The following is an 18565-nucleotide window of genomic DNA, read 5'->3' as shown; positions in this document are numbered from 1 at the left end:
GTCCCCCTTCGGCCGTCAGCGGTTCGAGGGGTAGCGATCGGTCACCCAGTGGGTGTTGCCCGTCAGCAGGGCGATCGCGAAGAAGGCCGCGATCGCGATCAGGACGACGACGATCACGGTGGAATCGGTGCGGTTTCGGCGGGCAAAGACCGCGACGGCCCCTCCGGCGAGGACCAGGGCGATCGCCTTGGTGATGATGCCGCCCGGTTTGAGGAGCAGCACGACCGCGCCGATCGCCATCACGGTGCCGAGCGCCCAGTGATTGATCCGGGCACGCATCGTGTCGGGAGATTCGGGCGGCCGATCGGGCGGGGTCACCGCCCCATCATGACCTACCGCGCGGGCCTTAGAGGCGGGCGCACTGGCCGCGCTTGGAACCGTCGACATCGTTGTTGCCGCCGGTCGGAGCCGGCTTGTTGCCGGTGCAGGTGAGGTTGCCGTCGATGTCGTTATCGCGGAAGACCTGGGCGCCTCGGGCGTTGTCGGCCTGGAGGGTGCCGTCGATGTCGGTGTCCCGGATGGTCGCCTTCTTCCCGCCCTTCAACTGGACGTTCCCGTCGATGTCGCTATCGGTGATGGTGACCGCCGCGTGCCCGCGCCCGACGACATTGCCATCGACGTCGATGTCCTTCGCGGTCAAGGTGGCTCCCTGACCGACGGTGATATTGCCGGCGATGTCCTCATCGGTGAGGCGACAGGTCGCCCCATCGGGCACGGTGATATTGCCGCCCTCGCGCTGACAGCCTTGCGTGGGCGAAGAGGTGGCCGGGGGGCTTGCGTCGTCGGTGCTGGTCGAGTCGGGGGAGTCTTCGCTGGTCGGCGAGGGCTCGGTGCTCCCGGAGGTTGGGGTCGCCGCCGGGGAGGTGACGGTCACGGTCTCGGCGGGTTCGCTTGAGGAGCCGCACGCGGTGAGCACGATCGCAAAGGGCACGGTCAGGGTCAGGGCAAGACGTCGCATGGTGACCACCGTGGCGGTCCCAGATGAGACGAAGATGAGAAGGGGAGGAGAACCCCCTTCTCATCCAAGCGTCTCGGGAAGTTCCAGGATTCTCGTGGAAGTTCAGGAGATGTCCGGAGTTTCCCGCGACGAATAGGCACCCGCCCGCTTCGGGCGCGGTAAAGGCCTTGGGGCGGGGAAGGGGGCGTCGGGCGCGGTGACGGGCACCGGGCGCGGATCCTTGGTGGGCGTCTCGGGAAGTTCCGGGATTCTCGTGGAAGTTCAGGAGATGTCCGGAGTTTCCCGCGACGAAGGGGACTCGCTCGCTTCGGGCGCGGTAAAGGCCTTGGGGCGGGGAAGGGGGCGTCGGGCGCGGTGACGGGCACCGGGCGCGGATCCTGGGTGGGCGTCTCGGGAAGTTCCGGGATTCTCGTGGAAGGTCAGGAGATGTCCGGAGTTTCCCGCGACGAAGGGGACTCGCTCGCTTCGGGCGCGGTAAAGGCCTTGGGGCGGGGAAGGGGGCGTCGGGCGCGGTGACGGGCACCGGGCGCGGTTCCTTGGTGGGCGTCTCGGGAAGTTCCGGGATTCTCGTGGAAGTTCAGGAGATGTCCGGAGTTTCCCGCGACGAAGGGGACTCGCTCGCGAGATCGCGAATTTTGTCGAGTGCCCCCGGCAGGATTCGAACCTGCGGCCCCTGGTACCGGAAACCAGTGCTCTATCCCCTGAGCTACGGAGGCATTGCGCCCTTGTCGAAGGGCGCCGGTGCAGGTTAGCACCGCGCGTTCGCGTCCTAAGAATCGAACGGCGCACGGCGCTTCTCGCGAGCGCACCTAGACTGGCCTCCCGTGACCCCCGAAGAACTTTCCGACGCGATCCGCGCTGCGCTGACCGACGCCACCACCGCTGGCGAATTCGACGCGCCCATCCCCGCAGAGATCCGCGTCGAGCGACCCAAGCAGCAGGGCCACGGCGACTGGACCTCCAATATCGCGATGCAACTCGCCAAGCCCGCCGGGATGCGCCCGCGCGATCTCGCGGTCTTGGTCGCCGGGCGGCTGGCCGCGACCGAGGGGGTCGCTGCCGCCGAGGTCGCCGGGCCCGGGTTCATCAACATTACGCTCGACGCCGCGAGTGCCGGTGAACTGGCTCGCACGATCGTGGACGCCGGCGAGGAGTACGGCCGCGGGACCTCCGAGGCCGGGCACACGATCAACCTCGAGTTCATCTCGGCGAACCCGACGGGCCCCCTTCACATTGGCCACACCCGGTGGGCTGCGCTCGGCGACTCGATGCGCCGCTGCCTCGCCGCGGCCGGCGCCGACGTCACGGCCGAGTACTACATCAACGACGCGGGGACGCAGATGGACGTCTTCGCCGCGTCCGTCCTGGCCGCGGTGAAGGGGGAGCCCACGCCGGAAGGGGGATACCCCGGCGCCTATATCCAGGAGTTGGCCGCGCAGGTGCAGGCGGAGCGCCCGGACCTGCTCGATCTGCCCGAAGGCGATCAGCTGCGTGTCGTTCGCGACCTCGCCTATGCCGCCCAGCTGAAGGAGATTCAGAACACCCTCGAGCGCTTCGGGGTCCACTTCGACGTCTGGTTTTCCGAGGCCACCCTGCATGACGGGGGTGCGGTCGAGCAGGCCGTCGAGCGGTTGCGCGAACAGGGGCACATCGACGACCGGGACGGCGCCGTCTGGCTGCGCACGACCGATTTCGGGGACGACAAGGACCGCGTGCTCATCCGCGCGAACGGCGAGCCGACCTACTTCGCGGCCGATGCCGCCTACTACCTGTCGAAGAAGGACCGCGGCTTCACCGAGAAGATCTACCTGCTCGGCGCCGACCACCACGGCTATATCGCCCGGTTGAAGGCGATCGCGGCCTGTGCGGGCGACGACCCCGAGGTCAACATCGAGGTCCGGATCGGGCAACTCGTCTCCGTCGGCGGTGCCAAGCTCTCCAAGCGCGCCGGCAACATCATTGAGCTCAACGACCTGATCGAGTGGATCGGCAGCGACGCGGTGCGCTACACCCTCGCGCGCTATCCCGCCGACAGCCCGCTCTCGCTGGACGGTGAAGAGCTGCGCAAGCAGTCCAACGACAACCCGGTCTTCTACGTCCAGTACGCCCACGCGCGCACGGCCAACGTGGCCCGGCTCGCCGCCGAAGACGGCGTACGCCGCGAGGACGGCTTCGACCCGGGCCTGCTCGCTCACCCCACCGAAGCGGCATTGCTCGCCATCCTCGGCGACTACCCCCGCGTCGTGGCGCAGGCCGCCGCGCTGCGTGAGCCGCACCGGATCGCCCGCTATCTCGAGGACCTCGCCGGCCGCTTCCACAAGTGGTACGACACCTGCCGCGTGCGCCCCCTTCGCGATGAAGAGGTGACCGACCTGCACCGCACCCGGTTGTGGCTCAACGACGCGACCCGTCAGGTCCTCGCGAACGGACTCGACCTGCTCGGCGTCAGCGCGCCGGAGCGCATGTAAGGACGCGACATGGCCACCAATATGCGCGCCCACGAGGCGGGCACGCTCCACGCCGACGGATATGGGGCGGCCCCCGGCTGGTTGCCCTACCCGAGCGATGTCATGGAGTTGCTGCCGCAACTGTGGCCGAGGTCGGTCGGTCGGCAGGACCTCGCCGAAGGGGGCGAGCTCACCGTCGCGGGTCTGCCGGTGAGCCACCTCGCCCGTGAGTTCGGCACGGCTGCCTATGTCGTCGACGAAGCGGATTTCCGGGCGCGAGCGCGGGCCTTCGCCGACGACTTCACCGCCCCCTTCGAGCGGCTCGGGGGTGCGGAGGTCTTTTACGCCGGCAAGGCCTTCCTCTGCTCGGCCGTCGCTCGCTGGGTCATGGACGAGGGCCTCGGGCTCGACACGTGCAGCGGCGGCGAGCTCGCCGTGGCGAAGCGCGTGGGCTTCCCGGCGGAACGAATCGCCCTGCACGGCAACAACAAGAGCGTCGCCGAGATCCGCCAGGCTCTCGAGTACGGGGTGGGCCGGATCGTCGTCGATTCTCTCGACGAGATCGAACGGGTGGCCGCGATCGCTCGGGAGCTCGGCGTCGTCGCCCCGGTGATGGTCCGCGTGACCGTCGGTGTCGAGGCGCACACTCATGAGTTCATCGCCACCGCGCACGAGGACCAGAAGTTTGGCTTCAGCCTCCAGACCGGCCAGGCCCGCGGGGCGATCGACCGCATCCTCGCCCACGGATCGGCGCTGAACCTCCTTGGCCTGCACAGCCACATCGGGAGCCAGATCTTCGACATCGCCGGCTTCGAGATCGCGGCCCGCCGCCTGATCGGGCTCCACGCGCAGGTCGCCGAGGCGTACGGACTGCACCTGCCCGAACTCGACCTCGGCGGCGGCTATGGCATCGCCTACACCTCCGAGCACACCCCGATGACCCCTGCCGACCTCGGCGCCGCGATGGCCGCGCTGATCGAGCGCGAGTTTGCTCCGCTCGCGGCGAAGGGGGTCACGGTGCCGCGGATCAGCATCGAGCCGGGGCGCGCGATCGTCGGTCCGTCCACCTTCACCCTCTACGAAGTGGGCACCGTCAAGTCGGTTGAAGTGGGGCATGGCAACGTCCGCACCTACGTCTCGGTTGATGGCGGGATGAGCGATAACGTGCGCACCGCGCTCTACGGGGCCGACTACTCCTGCACCCTCGCGAGCCGCACCTCGCACGCCGCGCCCCGCCTCGTGCGGGTCGTCGGGCGGCATTGCGAGAGCGGTGACATCGTCGTGATGGACGAGTACTTGCCCGCCGACGTCTCGCCGGGGGACCTCATCGCCGTCCCCGGTACCGGTGCCTACTGCCGCAGCCTCGCCAGCCAGTACAACCACACGCCGCGCCCACCGGTGGTCGCCGTGCGCGACGGGCGTGCGCGGGTCATTGTCCGGCGCGAGACGATAGACGACATCCTGGCTCTCGACGTCGATGATCTCGACTCCGCCGAGCAGTAACGAAGAAGAGGTAAGCACCACCATGGACAACGACCGGGCAAGCCTGCCCCCCCTTCGCGTCGCCCTCCTCGGCTGCGGCGTCGTGGGCAGCGCCGTGGCCCGCAAGCTCACCGCCGATGCCGCAGACCTGGCCCAACGCATCGGTCGCCCGCTCGAACTCGTCGGCGTCGCCGTGCGCCGCCTGGACCGAGACCGCGGCGACCTCGGGCTCGACCCGGCGTTGCTCACCGCCGATGCCGAAGATCTCGTGACGCGAGCCGACATCGTCGTCGAATTGATCGGTGGCATCGACCCGGCGCGCGAGTTGATCCTGCGCGCGATGGAGCACGGTGCGAGCGTCGTCTCGGCCAACAAGGCCCTGCTCGCTGAGTCCGGGCCGGAGCTGTACGCCGCCGCCGGCGAGGCGGGAGTCGATCTCTACTACGAAGCCGCCGTGGCCGGCGCGATCCCGATCCTGCGCCCGATCCGGGAGTCCCTCGCCGGCGACCAGGTGCACCGGGTGATCGGCATCGTCAACGGCACCACCAATTTTGTCCTCGACGCGATGGACTCCACCGGAGCCGGATTCGTCGAGACCGTCGAGCGGGCCCAGCAACTGGGTTACGCCGAGGCTGACCCCACGGCCGATGTGGAGGGCTTCGACGCCGCCGCGAAGGCCGCGATCTTGTCATCCCTCGCCTTCCACACTCGCGTCAGTGGCGCCGAGGTCCACCGCGAGGGCATCACCGAGGTGAGCGCTCGCGATATCGCCGCGGCCAAGGACATGGGCTGCACGGTCAAACTCCTCGCGATCTGCGAGCGGATGACCGGCGAGGACGGCATCGAAGGGGTGTCCGTCCGGGTCCACCCCGCGATGATCCCGCTCAGCCACCCGCTCGCCTCGGTTCGTGAGGCCTTCAACGCGGTCTTCGTCGAGGCCGACGCGGCGGGACGGTTGATGTTCTATGGCCAAGGCGCGGGCGGCGATCCCACCGCGAGCGCCGTGCTCGGCGACATCGTGGCGGTCGCCCGCAATCGCGTGGCGGGTGCGCCGGGCCCGGGGGAGAGCGCCTACGCGGACCTGCCCGTCCTGCCGATGGGCGAGGCACGCACCCGGTACCACATCAGCCTCGACGTCGCCGATCGTCCAGGCGTGCTCGCCCAGGTGGCCCAGGTCTTCTCGGCGAACGACGTGTCGATCGAGACGGTGCGCCAGCAGGTGGTTCGCGACGAGGACGACCTCGATGCGGCCCCACGCGCCTACCTCATCATCGTCACACACACCGCCCCCGATGCCGCGCTAGCGACGACCGTCGATGCCCTGGGCGACCTGCCCACGGTGCACGAGGTCGTCTCCGTGATGCGCGTGGAAGGACAGCACTAATGGCTCACCAGTGGCGCGGTGTCATCCGCGAGTACGCCGAGCGCCTCCCGACTCTCGCTGGCGCGCCCGTGGTCACCTTGAACGAAGGGGGCACGCCGCTCATCCAGGCCGAGCGCCTCTCCGCGATGGTCGGGGCGCAAGTCTGGATCAAGTACGAGGGGCTCAACCCCACCGGCTCCTTCAAGGACCGCGGGATGACCACGGCGATCTCGGTGGCCGCGCAGAAGGGGGCCAAGGCGGTGATCTGCGCGAGCACCGGCAACACCTCTGCGTCCGCCGCTGCCTACGCGACCAAGGCCGGGATGACCTGCGCCGTCCTCGTGCCCGAGGGCAAGATCGCGATGGGCAAGCTCTCCCAGGCGATCGCTCATGGGGCGACCCTGCTCCAGGTCGACGGCAACTTCGATGCCTGCCTGGAGGTGGCCCGCAAGCTCGCCGAGTCCTACCCGGTCGAGCTGGTCAACTCCGTCAACCCGGCGCGGATCGAGGGCCAGAAGACCGCCTCCTTCGAAATCGTCGATGCGCTCGGAGATGCGCCCGATATCCACTGCCTGCCGGTCGGCAATGCCGGCAATATCACCGCCTACTGGCGCGGGTATCGCGAGTACGCCACCGAGACCGAGGGGACAGGCGGCCCCCTTCCCGCTGTCGCGACCAAGACTCCCCAGATGTGGGGCTTCCAGGCTGCGGGCTCCGCGCCGATCGTCGCCGGGCACCCGATCGACGACCCGGAGACCATCGCGACCGCCATCCGGATCGGCAATCCCGCCTCGTGGCAGCAGGCCGAGACCGCTCGGGATGACTCCGGAGGTCGGATCGAGGCCGTGAGCGACGCGCAGATCCTGGCGGCCCACCGGATCCTGTCGGCCGAGGAAGGGATCTTCGTCGAGCCGGCGAGCGCGGCGAGTGTCGCTGGTCTGCTGCAGGTCCACGAGGCGGGCGGTGTGCCCGAGGGCGCGACGATCGTCTGCACCGTGACCGGGCATGGGCTAAAGGATCCGCAGTGGGCGCTGCGCGGCGCCGATGGGAGCGATATCGAGCCGGTCAAGATCTCCGCCGAGGCCTACGCGGCGGCGAGCGAGCTCGGGCTCCAGTGAGGCTGGCCCCGGGCACCTCGGCAGCGGTGCGGACCCCGGCGTCGAGCGCGAATCTCGGGCCGGGCTTCGACTCGGTCGGGCTCGCGCTCGGACTGTGGGACGAATGCCGGGTGACCGTCACCGAGGAGCCGGGGCTCGTCATCGAGGTCGAGGGCGAGGCTGCCGACAAGGTGCCGCGCGACGCTCGGCACCTTGTCTATCGCTCGATGCTCACCGCCTTCGGGCACCTCGACATCACGCCCCCTTCGGGTCTGCACCTCGTGTGCCGCAACGGCGTTCCGCACGGGCGGGGGCTCGGCTCCTCCGCGACGGCGATCGTCACCGGGATCTACGCCGCTCAGTTGCTCGCCGCCCGGGCCGAAGGGGGGACCGGTACGCCCGACCTCGCGGTCACCAACCGCCTCGCCAGCGCTCTCGAAGGACATCCCGACAACGCGTCCGCGAGTGTCTTCGGCGGCGCGACGCTGTCGGTGATGACGCCGGTCGATGGTGAGCTGCCGGTGACCGAGACGGTGGCGCTCCGGTTGCACGAGGCGATCACCGTGGTCGTGTGTGTGCCGGACGGTCAACTCAGCACCGAAAAGGCGCGCAGCGTCCTTCCCGGGGCGGTACCGCTCGCGACCGCCGCAGCGAGCACGGCGCGCGGAGCCCTGTTGATCCATGCCCTGACGACCGACCCGGCCCTGTTGATGGCCGGAACGGTCGATGTGCTTCACCAGGAGGCGCGTCGCCCGGCATACCCGGACTCGATGGCTCTGGTGGACCGGCTCCGCGGGGCTGGTCTCGCGGCGACGATTTCGGGTGCCGGGCCGTCGGTGGTGGTGCTCGTCGCCGACGAGGACGGCGCGGCGCGAGTGGCCGGGCTCACCCCTTCGCATTGGAAAACCCTGACCCCTGGCGTGCCGACGCGCGGCGTCGCGCCCATCTGAGTGGTACATTGAAGGTGCTCCTAGTAGCCCGGCACCCCGGTTCCACGTGGTCGCTGGTGGCGGAGCATCTTCACCCCATGTCATGGCCAGCGCGCTGAGCGCCGCTGCCGAGACGTGGTGAATTCTTCAAGGCTCGCGAGTACTTGCGGGCGCAATCCGAGCCTGCCCCTGATGTGGCAGGACATTTGACGAGGGGAAGGATCCTTCGTGACCGACACCATCACTGGCGACGTCGCCGCCCCCGACGCGGGAGCACAAGCCCCCCGCCGTTCCGGGGCTCTCAGCGCGATGCGCCTCGCCCAGCTCCAGTCTCTGGCGTCGAGCATGGGCATTACGGGGACGACCAAGATGCGCAAGAGCGACCTCGTCGCCGCCATCCGTGCCCAGCAGTCCGGCGAAAGCGGCCCCTCGCAGCGCCCGCGCCGCGCCGCGTCCACCGACGCCAAGGCCGAGAAGGTCGACAAGGGCGAGCCGACGACCGTCCCGGCGAGCGAGCCGAAGGGGGAGCGCCCCGAGGCCAAGAACGACCAGCCGAAGCGCGACCGCTCCGCCAGCGAGGCTCAGGGCGAGCAGCCCCGACGCGAGCGTCGCAGTCGCCCGGAGCGTGAGGAGCGCGGCGGCGACGATGCCGCGTCCGAAGGACGCGACGAGTCCGAGGGTCGCCAGGAGCGCCGCGAGCGAGGTCAGCGCGAGTCCCAGGGTGGCCAGCAGGGCAACCAAGGCGGCCAGCAGGGCAACCAGAACCAACAGGGCAATCAAGGTGGCCAGCAGGGCAACCGGGGTCAGCAGCAGCGCGATGACGATGACGGCTCCGGCCGCCGCCGTCGCGGACGCAACCGGGGCCGCAACCGCGACAAGCGTCGCGGCGGCCAGGGCTTTGACGAGGTCGAGCCGCAGGTCAACGAGGGCGACGTGCTCGTCCCCGTCGCCGGCATCCTCGATGTCCTCGACAACTACGCCTTCGTGCGCACCACCGGCTACCTCGCCGGGCCGAACGACGTGTACGTCCCCCTCGGCATGGTCCGTCGTAACGGCCTGCGCAAGGGCGACGCGGTGACCGGTCAGGTCAAGGCGACCCGCGAGGGCGACGAGCAGCAGACCGTCGGTGGCAAGGGCAACCGGCAGAAGTACAACCCGCTGGTCAAGCTCGACACCGTCAACGGCATGACGCCGGAGGACGCCAAGAAGCGCGTCGAGTTCGGCAAACTCACCCCGCTCTACCCGCAGGAGCGCCTGCGCCTCGAGACCGATTCCGGTGTGCTCACCACCCGGATGATCGATCTTGTCGCCCCGATCGGTAAGGGCCAGCGTGGCCTGATCGTCGCGCCCGCCAAGGCCGGTAAGACGATGGTCATGCAGGCCATCGCCAATGCCGTCACCACCAACAACCCCGAGTGCCACCTCATGGTCGTCCTTGTCGACGAGCGGCCCGAAGAGGTCACCGACATGCAGCGCGCGGTGAAGGGCGAGGTCATCGCCTCCACCTTCGACCGGCCGGCCGATGACCACACGACGGTCGCCGAACTCGCCATTGAGCGGGCCAAGCGTCTTGTCGAGATGGGTCTGGACGTCGTTGTCCTGCTCGACTCGATCACCAAGCTCGGGCGCGCCTACAACCTCGCCGCCCCGGCGAGCGGGCGCATCCTCTCCGGTGGTGTCGACTCGGCGGCGCTCTACCCGCCGAAGAAGTTCTTCGGCGCGGCGCGCAACATCGAAAACGGTGGCTCGCTCACCATCCTCGCGACTGCGCTGGTCGAGACCGGCTCGCGGATGGATGAGGTCATCTTCGAAGAGTTCAAGGGCACCGGCAACATGGAGCTCAAGCTCGACCGGGGCCTTGCGAACCGCCGTATCTTCCCGGCCGTCGACGTCAACGCGTCCGGCACCCGTCGCGAGGAGATCCTGCTCGCGCCGGAGGAACTGAAGATCATGTGGAAGCTCCGCCGGGTCCTCGCGGCTCTCGACACCCAGCAGGGTGTGGAGTTGCTGATCGATCGCCTGCGCAAGACCAAGACGAACTACGAGTTCCTCATGCAGGTCCAGCAGACCTCGAGCATCAAGCTCGACGAGGACGACGACTAGTCGCGTTCGGGACGAGAACCCACGAAGGGGGCGAGCCGGTCGGCTCGCCCCCTTCGCACATCGTGGCCCCTCGGCTGAGGAGGGAAGATCAGTCGAGGTCGCTCTCGGGGGTGGGGCGGGGGACGGCCGCGCGCATCTCGGGGAAACTGTGCTCCTCGAACCCGAACCGCTCGTAGATCCCCTGTCCTTGGGGGGTGGCGAGAAGGGAGATGGTTTCCACGTCGGTCGCGGTCGAGAACCAGTCCATTACTGCCTCGACGCATGCTTCCGAAAAGCCCATCCGCCGGTGTCCCGGGAAGGTCGCGATATTGGACATCAACCCGCCGACCCCGGTGTCGTCGGTGGGTGAGGGGCACCGATCGATGACCTGGCCCATCGCGCACGACACGACCACATGATGGGCCTCGGCGACCATGATGCAGGTGCGTTCATCGCTTAAGTGCAGTTGGAACCACCGCGCTGCTTGCTGCTGCCAGGCGTTGTCGCTGATGGTGGCCGGCGCGGTCCCCATGGCCTCGAAGAGCAGGGCACGAAGGGCGATGATCGTCGCGATGTCGTGGGCGCGCGCGGGTCGGATGACCGAGCCTTCGATGGGCCCGGGCCGACCCTCGTCGGCGTCGTGGTCACGGCGGCGGGGGCGCAGGGGCATGCTCGCCATCATGCCGGACACCGCGGTAATGATCGCGCGGGCGCGGCGGGAATGCGCGTCGGGGGATGGGCGTTGAGCCGTAGGTCAGAGCCGCGACCTGCCGGATTGGGCGGTGGGCTTCGGGTTCTGGCACACTTGATGGTTGGCCCGGTTCACGACGGCGGCACCGAGCCCGCACTGCCCCTCCCGCGCCCTTCTAAAGGGGGTGGAGACAACGACCAGGGGCAGGTCGACCCGGATCGAAAAAATCTTTAGGAGCACGCCTTGAAGAAGGACATTCACCCGAAGTACGAAGAGACCACGGTCACCTGCACCTGTGGCAACACCTTCGTGACCCGCAGCACCGCGCCGAATGGCGTGATCCACGCCGAGGTCTGCAGCAACTGCCACCCCTTCTACACCGGCAAGCAGAAGCTCCTTGACACCGGCGGTCGCGTGGCCCGCTTCCAGAAGCGCTACGCCAAGAAGGCTTAACACCGTTGATGCGCCGGTGACCCTCCACGTGGGGGTCACCGGCGCATCGCTGTTCTCCCGCACTGACCGTTTTTTCGAAGGGAACCCACCATGCTGGACTCGGCCCGACCGCTGGTCGACGAGCACGCGGCGCTGGAGCGCCAGTTGGCCGACCCGGCGGTCGTTGGTGACCCCGACGTGCTGCGGCGCGTCAACAAGCGCTACGCCGAGCTGACGCCGGTCGTGCTGGCCTACCAGCAGTGGGAGACCGCCCGCGATGATCTTCAGGCCGCCGGAGAACTCGCCGCCGAAGATGACGCCTTCGCCGAGGAGATCCCTGCCCTCCGGGAGGCGGTGACCGCGGCCGAGGATCGTCTGCGTCGCCTGCTCATCCCGCGCGACCCGGACGACGACCGGGGCGTGATCCTCGAGGTCAAGGCCGGCGAAGGGGGAGAGGAGTCGGCCCTCTTCGCTGGCGACCTCATCCGGATGTACCTGCGCCACGCCGAACAGCGCGGATGGCGCACGCAGATCCTCGACTCGACCGAGTCCGATCTCGGCGGCTACAAGGACGTGCGCGTCGCTATTGCCCCCAAGGGCACCCCGGAGCCGGGACAGGCGCCGTGGGCCCGGCTGAAGTACGAAGGGGGCGTCCACCGCGTCCAGCGGGTCCCCGTGACCGAAAGCCAAGGCCGGATCCACACGAGCGCTGCTGGCGTCTGGGTCATGCCCGAGGTCGAAGAGGTCGGCGAGGTCGAGCTCGACATGAACGACCTCAAGATCGACGTCTACCGTTCGTCCGGCCCGGGTGGGCAGAGCGTCAACACGACCGACTCCGCGGTGCGGATCACCCACCTGCCCACCGGCGTCGTCGTGTCCTGCCAGAACGAAAAGTCGCAACTGCAAAACAAGGAATCCGCGCTACGCGTCCTGCGCGCCCGCCTGCACCAGATGGCGATGGACGAGGCGGCTGCCGAAGCCGCCGACGCGCGGCGTAGCCAGGTGCGCACCGTGGACCGGTCCGAGCGGATCCGCACCTACAACTTCCCGGAAAACCGGATCAGCGACCACCGCACGGGGTACAAGGCGCACCGCCTCGACGCCGTCCTCAACGGCGACCTCGACGCGATCATCGACTCCGCGGTCGAGGCCGACGAAGCCGCGCGCCTCGCGGCCCTCGGGGATGACGCGTGAGTCCGTCCCTACGCCTGGCCGTCGCGGAGGCGGCCGAGACGCTCGCCGCCGCCGGCGTTCCCTCGCCGCGGGCCGACGCGCTGGCCCTCGCCGCTCATGTCCTTGGTGTCGATCGCGGCGAGGTCGACCGCCGGATGATCCTCGGCGGCGATCTCCCGCAGGAGTTCTCCGACCTCGTCGCCGAGCGTGCGCACCGGGTGCCACTGCAGCATCTCACCGGACGCGCACCCTTCCGCCGGCTCGACCTCGAGGTCGGCCCGGGCGTCTTCATCCCCCGCCCCGAGACCGAGCAGGCGGCCGAGCTCGCGATCGAGGCCGCGATGCGCGACGACGCGCCGCTCGTTGTCGACCTCTGCACTGGATCGGGCGCGCTCGCGCTCGCCGTCGCCGATGAGGTGCCAGGCGCCGAGGTCATCGCTGTCGAGATGAGCGAGCTGGCGTTGGCGTGGGCTCGCCGCAATGTCGAGCAGACGGGTCTGTCGGTCACCGTCATCGAGGGCGACGCCACCGCAGATCCGAGCGCCGTCCTCGGCGATCTCATCGGTCGGGTCGATGTCGTCGTGAGCAACCCGCCCTACATCCCGACCGCCATGGTCCCGCTGGATCCAGAGGTCCGCGACCACGACCCTGAGGTCGCCCTCTTCGGCGGGAGTGCCGATGGCCTCGCGATTCCGCGGGCCGTCGCCGCGACCGCCGCCACCTTGCTCCGCCCCGGCGGAACCCTGGTGATGGAGCACGCCGACTCCCAAGGAGAGAGCCTTCCCGAGGCCCTGCGCCGCACCGGTCAGTGGACGCAGGTGCGCGACCACGCGGACTTCAGTGGCCGCCCGCGGACCGTTGTGGCGATGCGTGGGGCGTGAGCTCCGCGCGGGGTCATAAGGTGGCCCCCATGAGTCCCGTAGTCGATGCCACGAGCGAGAGCAGCCGTGAGGCGAGCATCGAGCGGACCGTTGATGCCGTGCGCGCGGGTGAGGTCGTGGTGATCCCGACCGACACCGTCTACGGGATCGGGTGCGATGCGTTCTCTCCCGAGGCGGTCGCCGCCGTCCTCGATGCCAAGGGACGCGGCCGCGATATGCCACCCCCGGTCCTCGTCCCGGAAGCCCGCACCGTCGATGGTCTCGCGATCGATGTGCCGCCGTGGGCCCGCGACCTGATCGAGCGCTACTGGCCCGGTCCGCTCACCTTGATCTTCAAGGCCCAGCCCTCGCTGCACTGGGATCTCGGCGAGACGGCCGGCACGGTCGCGCTCCGGATGCCCGACGACGAGATCGCCCTGGCGGTGCTGCGCGATGTCGGTCCGATGGCCGTGACCAGCGCTAATGCCACGGGTGAGCCGCCGGCCCGGACCGTCTTGGAGGCCGCGACCCAGCTGGGAGCGGCCGTCTCGGTCTACCTCGATGGCGGTCCCCGCGAAGGGGGAGAGCCGTCGACGATCGTCGATTGCACCGGAGACGTCCCCGAGGTCCTGCGGGCGGGCGGGGTCGATGACCCCGACTTCGAGGAGATCCTCCAGCGCGCGAGCGCGCTCGGCGAGGGTGATGATCTCGACCTCACCGACGACCCCGTAGACGCCGATGACTCTGGCACCCTCGACTCAACCAACGACACCGAACCTGCTCACCTGATGACGGAAGGCTCCGCGATGACCGACGACACCTTTTACGGCTCCGACTACGGCGCGCTCAAGGCCTTCGACCCGGACATTGCGGGCGTCCTGGTCTCCGAGCTGGAGCGCATCCGCAGCGGGCTCCAGCTGATCGCGAGCGAAAACCTCTCCTCGCCCGAGGTCTTGACGGCGCTCGGTTCGACCCTGTCGAACAAGTACGCCGAGGGGTACCCGGGCCGCCGCTACTACGGGGGCTGCGCGGAGGTCGACAAGGCCGAAAACATCGCCATCGAGCGCTGCAAGGCCCTCTTCGACGCCGATCACGCCAACGTCCAGGCGCACTCGGGCGCGAGCGCGAACCAGGCCGTCTATGGCGCGTTCATGAAGCCCGGGGAGACGATTCTCGCGATGAGCCTGCCGCACGGTGGGCACCTCACCCACGGCACGAAGATGTCCTTCTCCGGCAAGTGGTTTAACGCCGTCCACTACGGGGTCAACCAAGAGACCGAGGACATCGACTACGACCAGGTCGAGCAACTCGCCCGTGAGCACCGCCCGAAGGTCATCTGCGCCGGCGGGTCGGCGATCCCGCGCCTGATCGACTTCGAGCGCTTCCGGGCCATCGCCGATGAGGTCGGCGCGATCTTCTGGGTCGACGCCGCCCACTTCATCGGCCTCGTGGCGGGCAAGGCGATCCCGAGCCCGGTGCCCTACGCCGATGTCGTCACCTTCACGACGCACAAGGTCCTGCGTGGCCCGCGTTCGGGCGCGCTCGTCTGCACCGAGGAGCACGCGAAGGCGCTCGACCGGGCGATTTTCCCGATGATGCAAGGCGGCCCGCAGATGCACACGATCGCCGCGAAGGCGGTGAACTTCTTGGAGTGCGCGACCCCGCAGTACCAGGAGTACACCCGCGCGGTCATCGAGAACTCTCAGGCACTCGCCGCGGCGCTGGCGGAGCGGGGGATCCGCCCGACGACCGGCGGGACCGACACCCATCTCTCCCTTCTCGACCTCCAAGGTGTCGAGGTGACCGGCGCCGATGCCGAGGCCCGCGCCGACGCGGCGGGGATTGTGCTGAACAAAAACGCCATCCCCTTCGACCCGCAGAGCCCCAACATCGCCTCGGGTGTGCGCGTCGGGACCCCGTGCGTCACGACGCAGGGGATGGGTGTCGCGCAGATGGAGATCATCGCCGAGCTCATCCACACCGCGGTGACGAAGGGCGACGCCGACCCCGACCACGAGGTGAGCCGCGCGGTGCGCGCCCAGGTCAGCGAACTGGTCACCGAGTTCCCCGCCTACCCCCGCTGATCCGGCGGGCGCAGGCGACGGGAGAAGGCGCGAAGTAGGGTGCGCGAGTACATCTTCGTCTTCCTCGTCGCCCTCGTGACGACGTACCTAGCGGTCCCCCTGATGCGCACGATCGCGGTGCGGACCGGGGCCTACACCGCTGTGCGAGAGCGGGACGTCCATGCCGTTCCGATCCCGCGCCTTGGGGGAGTGGCGATCTTCGTCGGGTTTGCCGCCGCGACCCTGCTCGCGAGTCGCCTGCCCTTTTTGAAGCAGGTCTTCTTAACGAGCGAGCTCTGGGGCGTGCTCGGCGGGGCGGCGATCGTGTGCCTGGTCGGAGCGATCGATGACATCCGCGATCTCGATCCGCTGACAAAACTGGCCGGCCAACTCGTCGCCGCCTCGGTGATGGCCTTTGCCGGCGTCCAGTTGTTTTCGCTACCGCTCGGCGTCGTGACTGTGCTGCCGGCGCCGGTGCTCGTCGGGATCACCGTCCTCGTCGTCCTGGTCTCGATCAACGCGGTGAACTTCATCGACGGCCTGGACGGTCTCGCCGCTGGGGTGGTGGCGATCGCCGGGGGAGCCTTCTTCGTCTACTCGTATCTGATCTCGGCGAGTTACAACCCGCCCAATGTGTTCTCCTCGGCGACCTTCATCTCGGCCGCGCTGCTCGGGTGCTGCTTGGGGTTCTTGCCGCACAACTTCTATCCCGCGCGGCTCTTCATGGGCGATAGCGGAGCACTCCTTCTCGGGTTGCTGCTCGCCGCCGCGACGATCTCGACGACCGGGGCGATCAACCCCCAGGAGATCAGTGCCAACCCGGTGGCGGCGACCCTGCTGCCGCTCGCGGTGCCGGTGTCGATCATGCTGCTCCCGCTGGTCGACATCGTCTGGGCCGTCGTGCGGCGCACCGCGCGCGGCCAGAGCCCCTTCGAGGCGGATGCGGGGCATTTGCACCACCGGATGCTCCAGATCGGCCATGGGCACCGGCGGGCCGTGCTGCTGCTTTGGCTCTGGGCCTTCGTCATCGCGATGGGATCGGTGAACTTCATCTTCCTCGACGCTCGCGCGGCCGGGGCAACCCTGGTCGTGATGCTGATCGTCTCGGCCGCCCTCACCGCGTGGCTTCCCCGGTTTTCGGCCGAAGGGCGCCGCCCCAAGACCTACGACGATGCGGGCAATCGGGTGCTCTAGTTTGAGCCGCCCGAAGCGCTTGTGATAACTTTCACAAGCGCCCGAACCGGGCCTCGAACTCCCGCGCGCCATCCCCTTCGCGCCCGCCCCTAAGGACTTTTGTGACGCCGTCGCCACGCCGCAGCCCCATGGTTGCCATGACGCGTGGAGTCCTGATCGCCGGGATGGTGGGCCTGCTGCTTCTCACCACCGCAGGTTGGGTGATGCGCGGCGAGACCGGGGGACTATCGGCCCTCAGCGGTGCCCTGCTGGCCTTCGGCGTCATCCTGCTCGGACTGCTTGCCATGCGCGCCGTGATTTCGGGTCACGCGGGTCTGACCATGGCCGGCGCCTTTGTCGTCTACCTCGGTCAGCTCATCCTGCTGGTCGCCGCCATCATGGTCCTGCGCGAGCAGTCTTGGGTCGATGGGCGCGCGCTTGCCTTCGCCGCGATCGTGCAAACGGTGGCGCTCCAGGTCGGCCAAATCACCGGCTATCTGCGCGCGCGACACGAGATCTACCCGCAGGGCGGTGCGGCATGATCGGCCGCCGCAGCCCGAAGGGGGAGCAGCCGCGCCTCGTGACCAAGGCTCCTGGCCGCGCGAAGGACGCCCACCGCTGGGCGACCGAGAGCGACGGCCCGAGCCTTACTGCTCAATCTGACTCGATGGGGGCGACCGTCCTGGCGCACCTCATCACCGGCCCGGCCCTCTTTGGTGGGATCGGCTACGCCCTCGACCGGTGGCTCAATATCACAGGTCTGGTCGTGGTGGGAATCCTGCTCGGCATGGGTCTTTCGCTCTACAGCATCTGGCTCCGGTACGGTACGACAGTGACCCCCAGTGAGCGCGGCGCGACGCCGACGCCCTCGGACGTCACGCCACGAAACGAGGAGAACACGTGACCCTGACTGCGCTCGCCGCGACGAGCATGCTGTCGGCACCAGCGGCGGATGGCCCGCACATCCCGACCCCCAACGACTTCTGGCTCCCCCTGTTTGGGCCCGAAGGCTGGCAGGTCACCGAGCAGATGGTGTGGGGTGGCGTGTCGGTCATCCTCATCTCCGTCGTGCTGGTGGCCCTGACGAAGGGCGCTCAGGTCGTCCCGAGCAAGGGCCAGTGGATGGTCGAGGGGTTCTACAACCTCACTCGCAACGGCGTGGCACGGGACATGATCGGCACCAAGGACTTCATGAAGTTCGTGCCGCTGCTCTTCACCCTCTTCACGCTGATCTACGTCAACAACCTCTTCGGCATCCTCCCGCCGGTGATGAACCCGACCTACGGCAAGATCGGCTTCCCGATCGCCGCCACGCTGGTCGTTTACGTGGTCTACCACTGGGTCGGCATCAAGAAGATGGGCCTCGGCGGCTACTTCGCCCACATGATCCCCGATGGCCTGCCCGGCTGGATCAAGCCGCTCATCTTCCCGCTCGAGTTCATCACCTACTTCATCACCCGGCCGCTCACCCTCGCGCTGCGACTCTTCGGCAATATGTTTGCCGGGCACATGCTGATCCTGCTCTTCGTCGGCGCGTCGTCGTGGTTCCTTCTCGATGCCTCTGGGGCGATGAAGCTCCTCGCGATCCCTGGCTTCTTGATGTCGGCCGTCATGTTCGTCTTCGAGGCGCTGATCCAGTTCCTCCAGGCCTACGTCTTCACCCTGCTAGCTGCGAGCTACATCGCTGGCGCCCTGGCTGACGATCACTGATCGTTGGTCACCTGAACTGCACCACCACATAACTTCATATCTTCTTTAACCCATTGCACTTCCTCGCGGCACAAGTCGCGACGGATCACTGAAACACGAAAGAGG

17 protein-coding genes, 1 tRNA gene and 1 pseudogene are annotated in these 18565 nt (G+C 68.5%); 15 read left to right on the top strand and 4 right to left on the bottom strand.

All coding sequences use genetic code 11. The annotated features are described in order from the left end of the window. Positions 1 to 15: 15 nt before the first annotated feature. From AB8K43_RS08925 to AB8K43_RS08915, 3 genes are all read right to left on the bottom strand, one after another. Entirely contained in the window at positions 16 to 318 is a 303-nt protein-coding gene (locus tag AB8K43_RS08925) for a hypothetical protein (protein ID WP_370893531.1), read from the bottom strand. A 28-nt stretch (positions 319 to 346) separates the two neighbouring features. Then, positions 347 to 958 (bottom strand): hypothetical protein, encoded by a 612-nt coding sequence (locus AB8K43_RS08920; protein WP_370893529.1) that lies wholly within the window; start codon positions 956 to 958, stop codon positions 347 to 349. Between the two features lie 643 nt (positions 959 to 1601). Beyond that, positions 1602 to 1674, bottom strand: a tRNA-Arg gene (locus AB8K43_RS08915). Between the two features lie 108 nt (positions 1675 to 1782). Here AB8K43_RS08915 and argS point away from each other — a divergent pair. The 6 genes from argS (at position 1783) to rho (ending at position 10379) form a co-directional block, all read left to right on the top strand. Continuing rightward, a complete protein-coding gene (gene argS, locus AB8K43_RS08910; RefSeq protein ID WP_370893527.1) occupies positions 1783 to 3426 on the top strand; it encodes an arginine--tRNA ligase in 1644 nt (547 codons plus the stop codon). A 21-nt stretch (positions 3427 to 3447) separates the two neighbouring features. Further along, positions 3448 to 4908, top strand: coding sequence for a diaminopimelate decarboxylase (gene lysA, locus AB8K43_RS08905; RefSeq protein WP_370893959.1), 1461 nt, complete (start codon positions 3448 to 3450; stop codon positions 4906 to 4908). Positions 4909 to 4930: 22 nt separating this feature from the next. Next, positions 4931 to 6271: a homoserine dehydrogenase gene (locus AB8K43_RS08900; RefSeq protein ID WP_370893525.1), complete on the top strand. Its 1341-nt coding sequence runs from the start codon at positions 4931 to 4933 to the stop codon at positions 6269 to 6271. After that, on the top strand, positions 6271 to 7368 hold the full coding sequence (thrC, locus tag AB8K43_RS08895; RefSeq protein ID WP_370893523.1) for a threonine synthase: 1098 nt from the start codon (positions 6271 to 6273) through the stop codon (positions 7366 to 7368). The genes AB8K43_RS08900 and thrC overlap by 1 nt, the downstream gene beginning before the upstream one ends. Further along, complete coding sequence (gene thrB / locus AB8K43_RS08890; protein ID WP_370893521.1) at positions 7365 to 8297, top strand: homoserine kinase; 933 nt, start codon at positions 7365 to 7367, stop codon at positions 8295 to 8297. The genes thrC and thrB overlap by 4 nt, the downstream gene beginning before the upstream one ends. Positions 8298 to 8585: 288 nt before the next feature. Beyond that, the gene (rho, locus tag AB8K43_RS08885) at positions 8586 to 10379 is read left to right on the top strand and encodes a transcription termination factor Rho (RefSeq protein WP_370893957.1); all 1794 of its coding nucleotides are present in this window, start codon (positions 8586 to 8588) and stop codon (positions 10377 to 10379) included. 88 nt (positions 10380 to 10467) lie between these two features. Here rho and AB8K43_RS08880 read toward each other — a convergent pair whose 3' ends face one another. Beyond that, complete coding sequence (locus AB8K43_RS08880) at positions 10468 to 11028, bottom strand: GNAT family N-acetyltransferase (RefSeq protein ID WP_370893519.1); 561 nt, start codon at positions 11026 to 11028, stop codon at positions 10468 to 10470. A 264-nt stretch (positions 11029 to 11292) separates the two neighbouring features. Here AB8K43_RS08880 and rpmE point away from each other — a divergent pair, with 264 nt between their 5' ends. The 9 genes and pseudogenes from rpmE to atpB all read left to right on the top strand — a co-directional run bounded on the left by rpmE (position 11293) and on the right by atpB (position 18460). Next, positions 11293 to 11502: a 50S ribosomal protein L31 gene (rpmE, locus tag AB8K43_RS08875; RefSeq protein WP_370893517.1), complete on the top strand. Its 210-nt coding sequence runs from the start codon at positions 11293 to 11295 to the stop codon at positions 11500 to 11502. Between the two features lie 90 nt (positions 11503 to 11592). Beyond that, positions 11593 to 12675 carry a peptide chain release factor 1 gene (gene prfA / locus AB8K43_RS08870; protein ID WP_370893515.1) on the top strand — a complete coding sequence of 361 codons (1083 nt, stop codon included), beginning with the start codon at positions 11593 to 11595 and terminating at the stop codon, positions 12673 to 12675. Continuing rightward, positions 12672 to 13535, top strand: coding sequence for a peptide chain release factor N(5)-glutamine methyltransferase (gene prmC / locus AB8K43_RS08865; protein ID WP_370893514.1), 864 nt, complete (start codon positions 12672 to 12674; stop codon positions 13533 to 13535). The genes prfA and prmC overlap by 4 nt, the downstream gene beginning before the upstream one ends. Before the next feature lie 29 nt (positions 13536 to 13564). Further along, a pseudogene (locus AB8K43_RS08860) lies at positions 13565 to 14167 on the top strand (L-threonylcarbamoyladenylate synthase); the annotation flags it as partial. Between the two features lie 153 nt (positions 14168 to 14320). After that, a complete protein-coding gene (gene glyA / locus AB8K43_RS08855) occupies positions 14321 to 15598 on the top strand; it encodes a serine hydroxymethyltransferase (RefSeq protein ID WP_370893955.1) in 1278 nt (425 codons plus the stop codon). A 39-nt stretch (positions 15599 to 15637) separates the two neighbouring features. Beyond that, on the top strand, positions 15638 to 16771 hold the full coding sequence (locus tag AB8K43_RS08850) for a glycosyltransferase family 4 protein (RefSeq protein ID WP_370893512.1): 1134 nt from the start codon (positions 15638 to 15640) through the stop codon (positions 16769 to 16771). Between the two features lie 137 nt (positions 16772 to 16908). Next, on the top strand, positions 16909 to 17292 hold the full coding sequence (locus AB8K43_RS08845) for a hypothetical protein (protein ID WP_370893511.1): 384 nt from the start codon (positions 16909 to 16911) through the stop codon (positions 17290 to 17292). Continuing rightward, complete coding sequence (locus AB8K43_RS08840) at positions 17289 to 17654, top strand: hypothetical protein (protein WP_370893509.1); 366 nt, start codon at positions 17289 to 17291, stop codon at positions 17652 to 17654. The genes AB8K43_RS08845 and AB8K43_RS08840 overlap by 4 nt, the downstream gene beginning before the upstream one ends. Then, positions 17651 to 18460: a F0F1 ATP synthase subunit A gene (atpB, locus tag AB8K43_RS08835; protein WP_370893507.1), complete on the top strand. Its 810-nt coding sequence runs from the start codon at positions 17651 to 17653 to the stop codon at positions 18458 to 18460. The genes AB8K43_RS08840 and atpB overlap by 4 nt, the downstream gene beginning before the upstream one ends. The last annotated feature ends 105 nt before the right edge of the window (positions 18461 to 18565 follow it).

It is taken from the genome of Janibacter sp. GXQ6167 (assembly GCF_041365945.1).
GTDB lineage: Bacteria > Actinomycetota > Actinomycetes > Actinomycetales > Dermatophilaceae > JBGFSK01.
This window is presented reverse-complemented; position numbering and strand designations above follow the sequence as displayed.

What these genes read in the sequence shown, in the direction of transcription:
- AB8K43_RS08920 (WP_370893529.1), bottom strand. Translation starts at nt 958, where the DNA reads ATGCGACGTCTTGCCCTGACCCTGACCGTGCCCTTTGCGATCGTGCTC.
- lysA (WP_370893959.1), top strand. Translation starts at nt 3,448, where the DNA reads ATGCGCGCCCACGAGGCGGGCACGCTCCACGCCGACGGATATGGGGCG.
- AB8K43_RS08900 (WP_370893525.1), top strand. Translation starts at nt 4,931, where the DNA reads ATGGACAACGACCGGGCAAGCCTGCCCCCCCTTCGCGTCGCCCTCCTC.
- thrC (WP_370893523.1), top strand. Translation starts at nt 6,271, where the DNA reads ATGGCTCACCAGTGGCGCGGTGTCATCCGCGAGTACGCCGAGCGCCTC.
- rho (WP_370893957.1), top strand. Translation starts at nt 8,586, where the DNA reads ATGCGCCTCGCCCAGCTCCAGTCTCTGGCGTCGAGCATGGGCATTACG.
- AB8K43_RS08880 (WP_370893519.1), bottom strand. Translation starts at nt 11,028, where the DNA reads ATGCCCCTGCGCCCCCGCCGCCGTGACCACGACGCCGACGAGGGTCGG.
- prfA (WP_370893515.1), top strand. Translation starts at nt 11,593, where the DNA reads ATGCTGGACTCGGCCCGACCGCTGGTCGACGAGCACGCGGCGCTGGAG.
- glyA (WP_370893955.1), top strand. Translation starts at nt 14,321, where the DNA reads ATGACCGACGACACCTTTTACGGCTCCGACTACGGCGCGCTCAAGGCC.
- AB8K43_RS08845 (WP_370893511.1), top strand. Translation starts at nt 16,909, where the DNA reads ATGACGCGTGGAGTCCTGATCGCCGGGATGGTGGGCCTGCTGCTTCTC.
- AB8K43_RS08840 (WP_370893509.1), top strand. Translation starts at nt 17,289, where the DNA reads ATGATCGGCCGCCGCAGCCCGAAGGGGGAGCAGCCGCGCCTCGTGACC.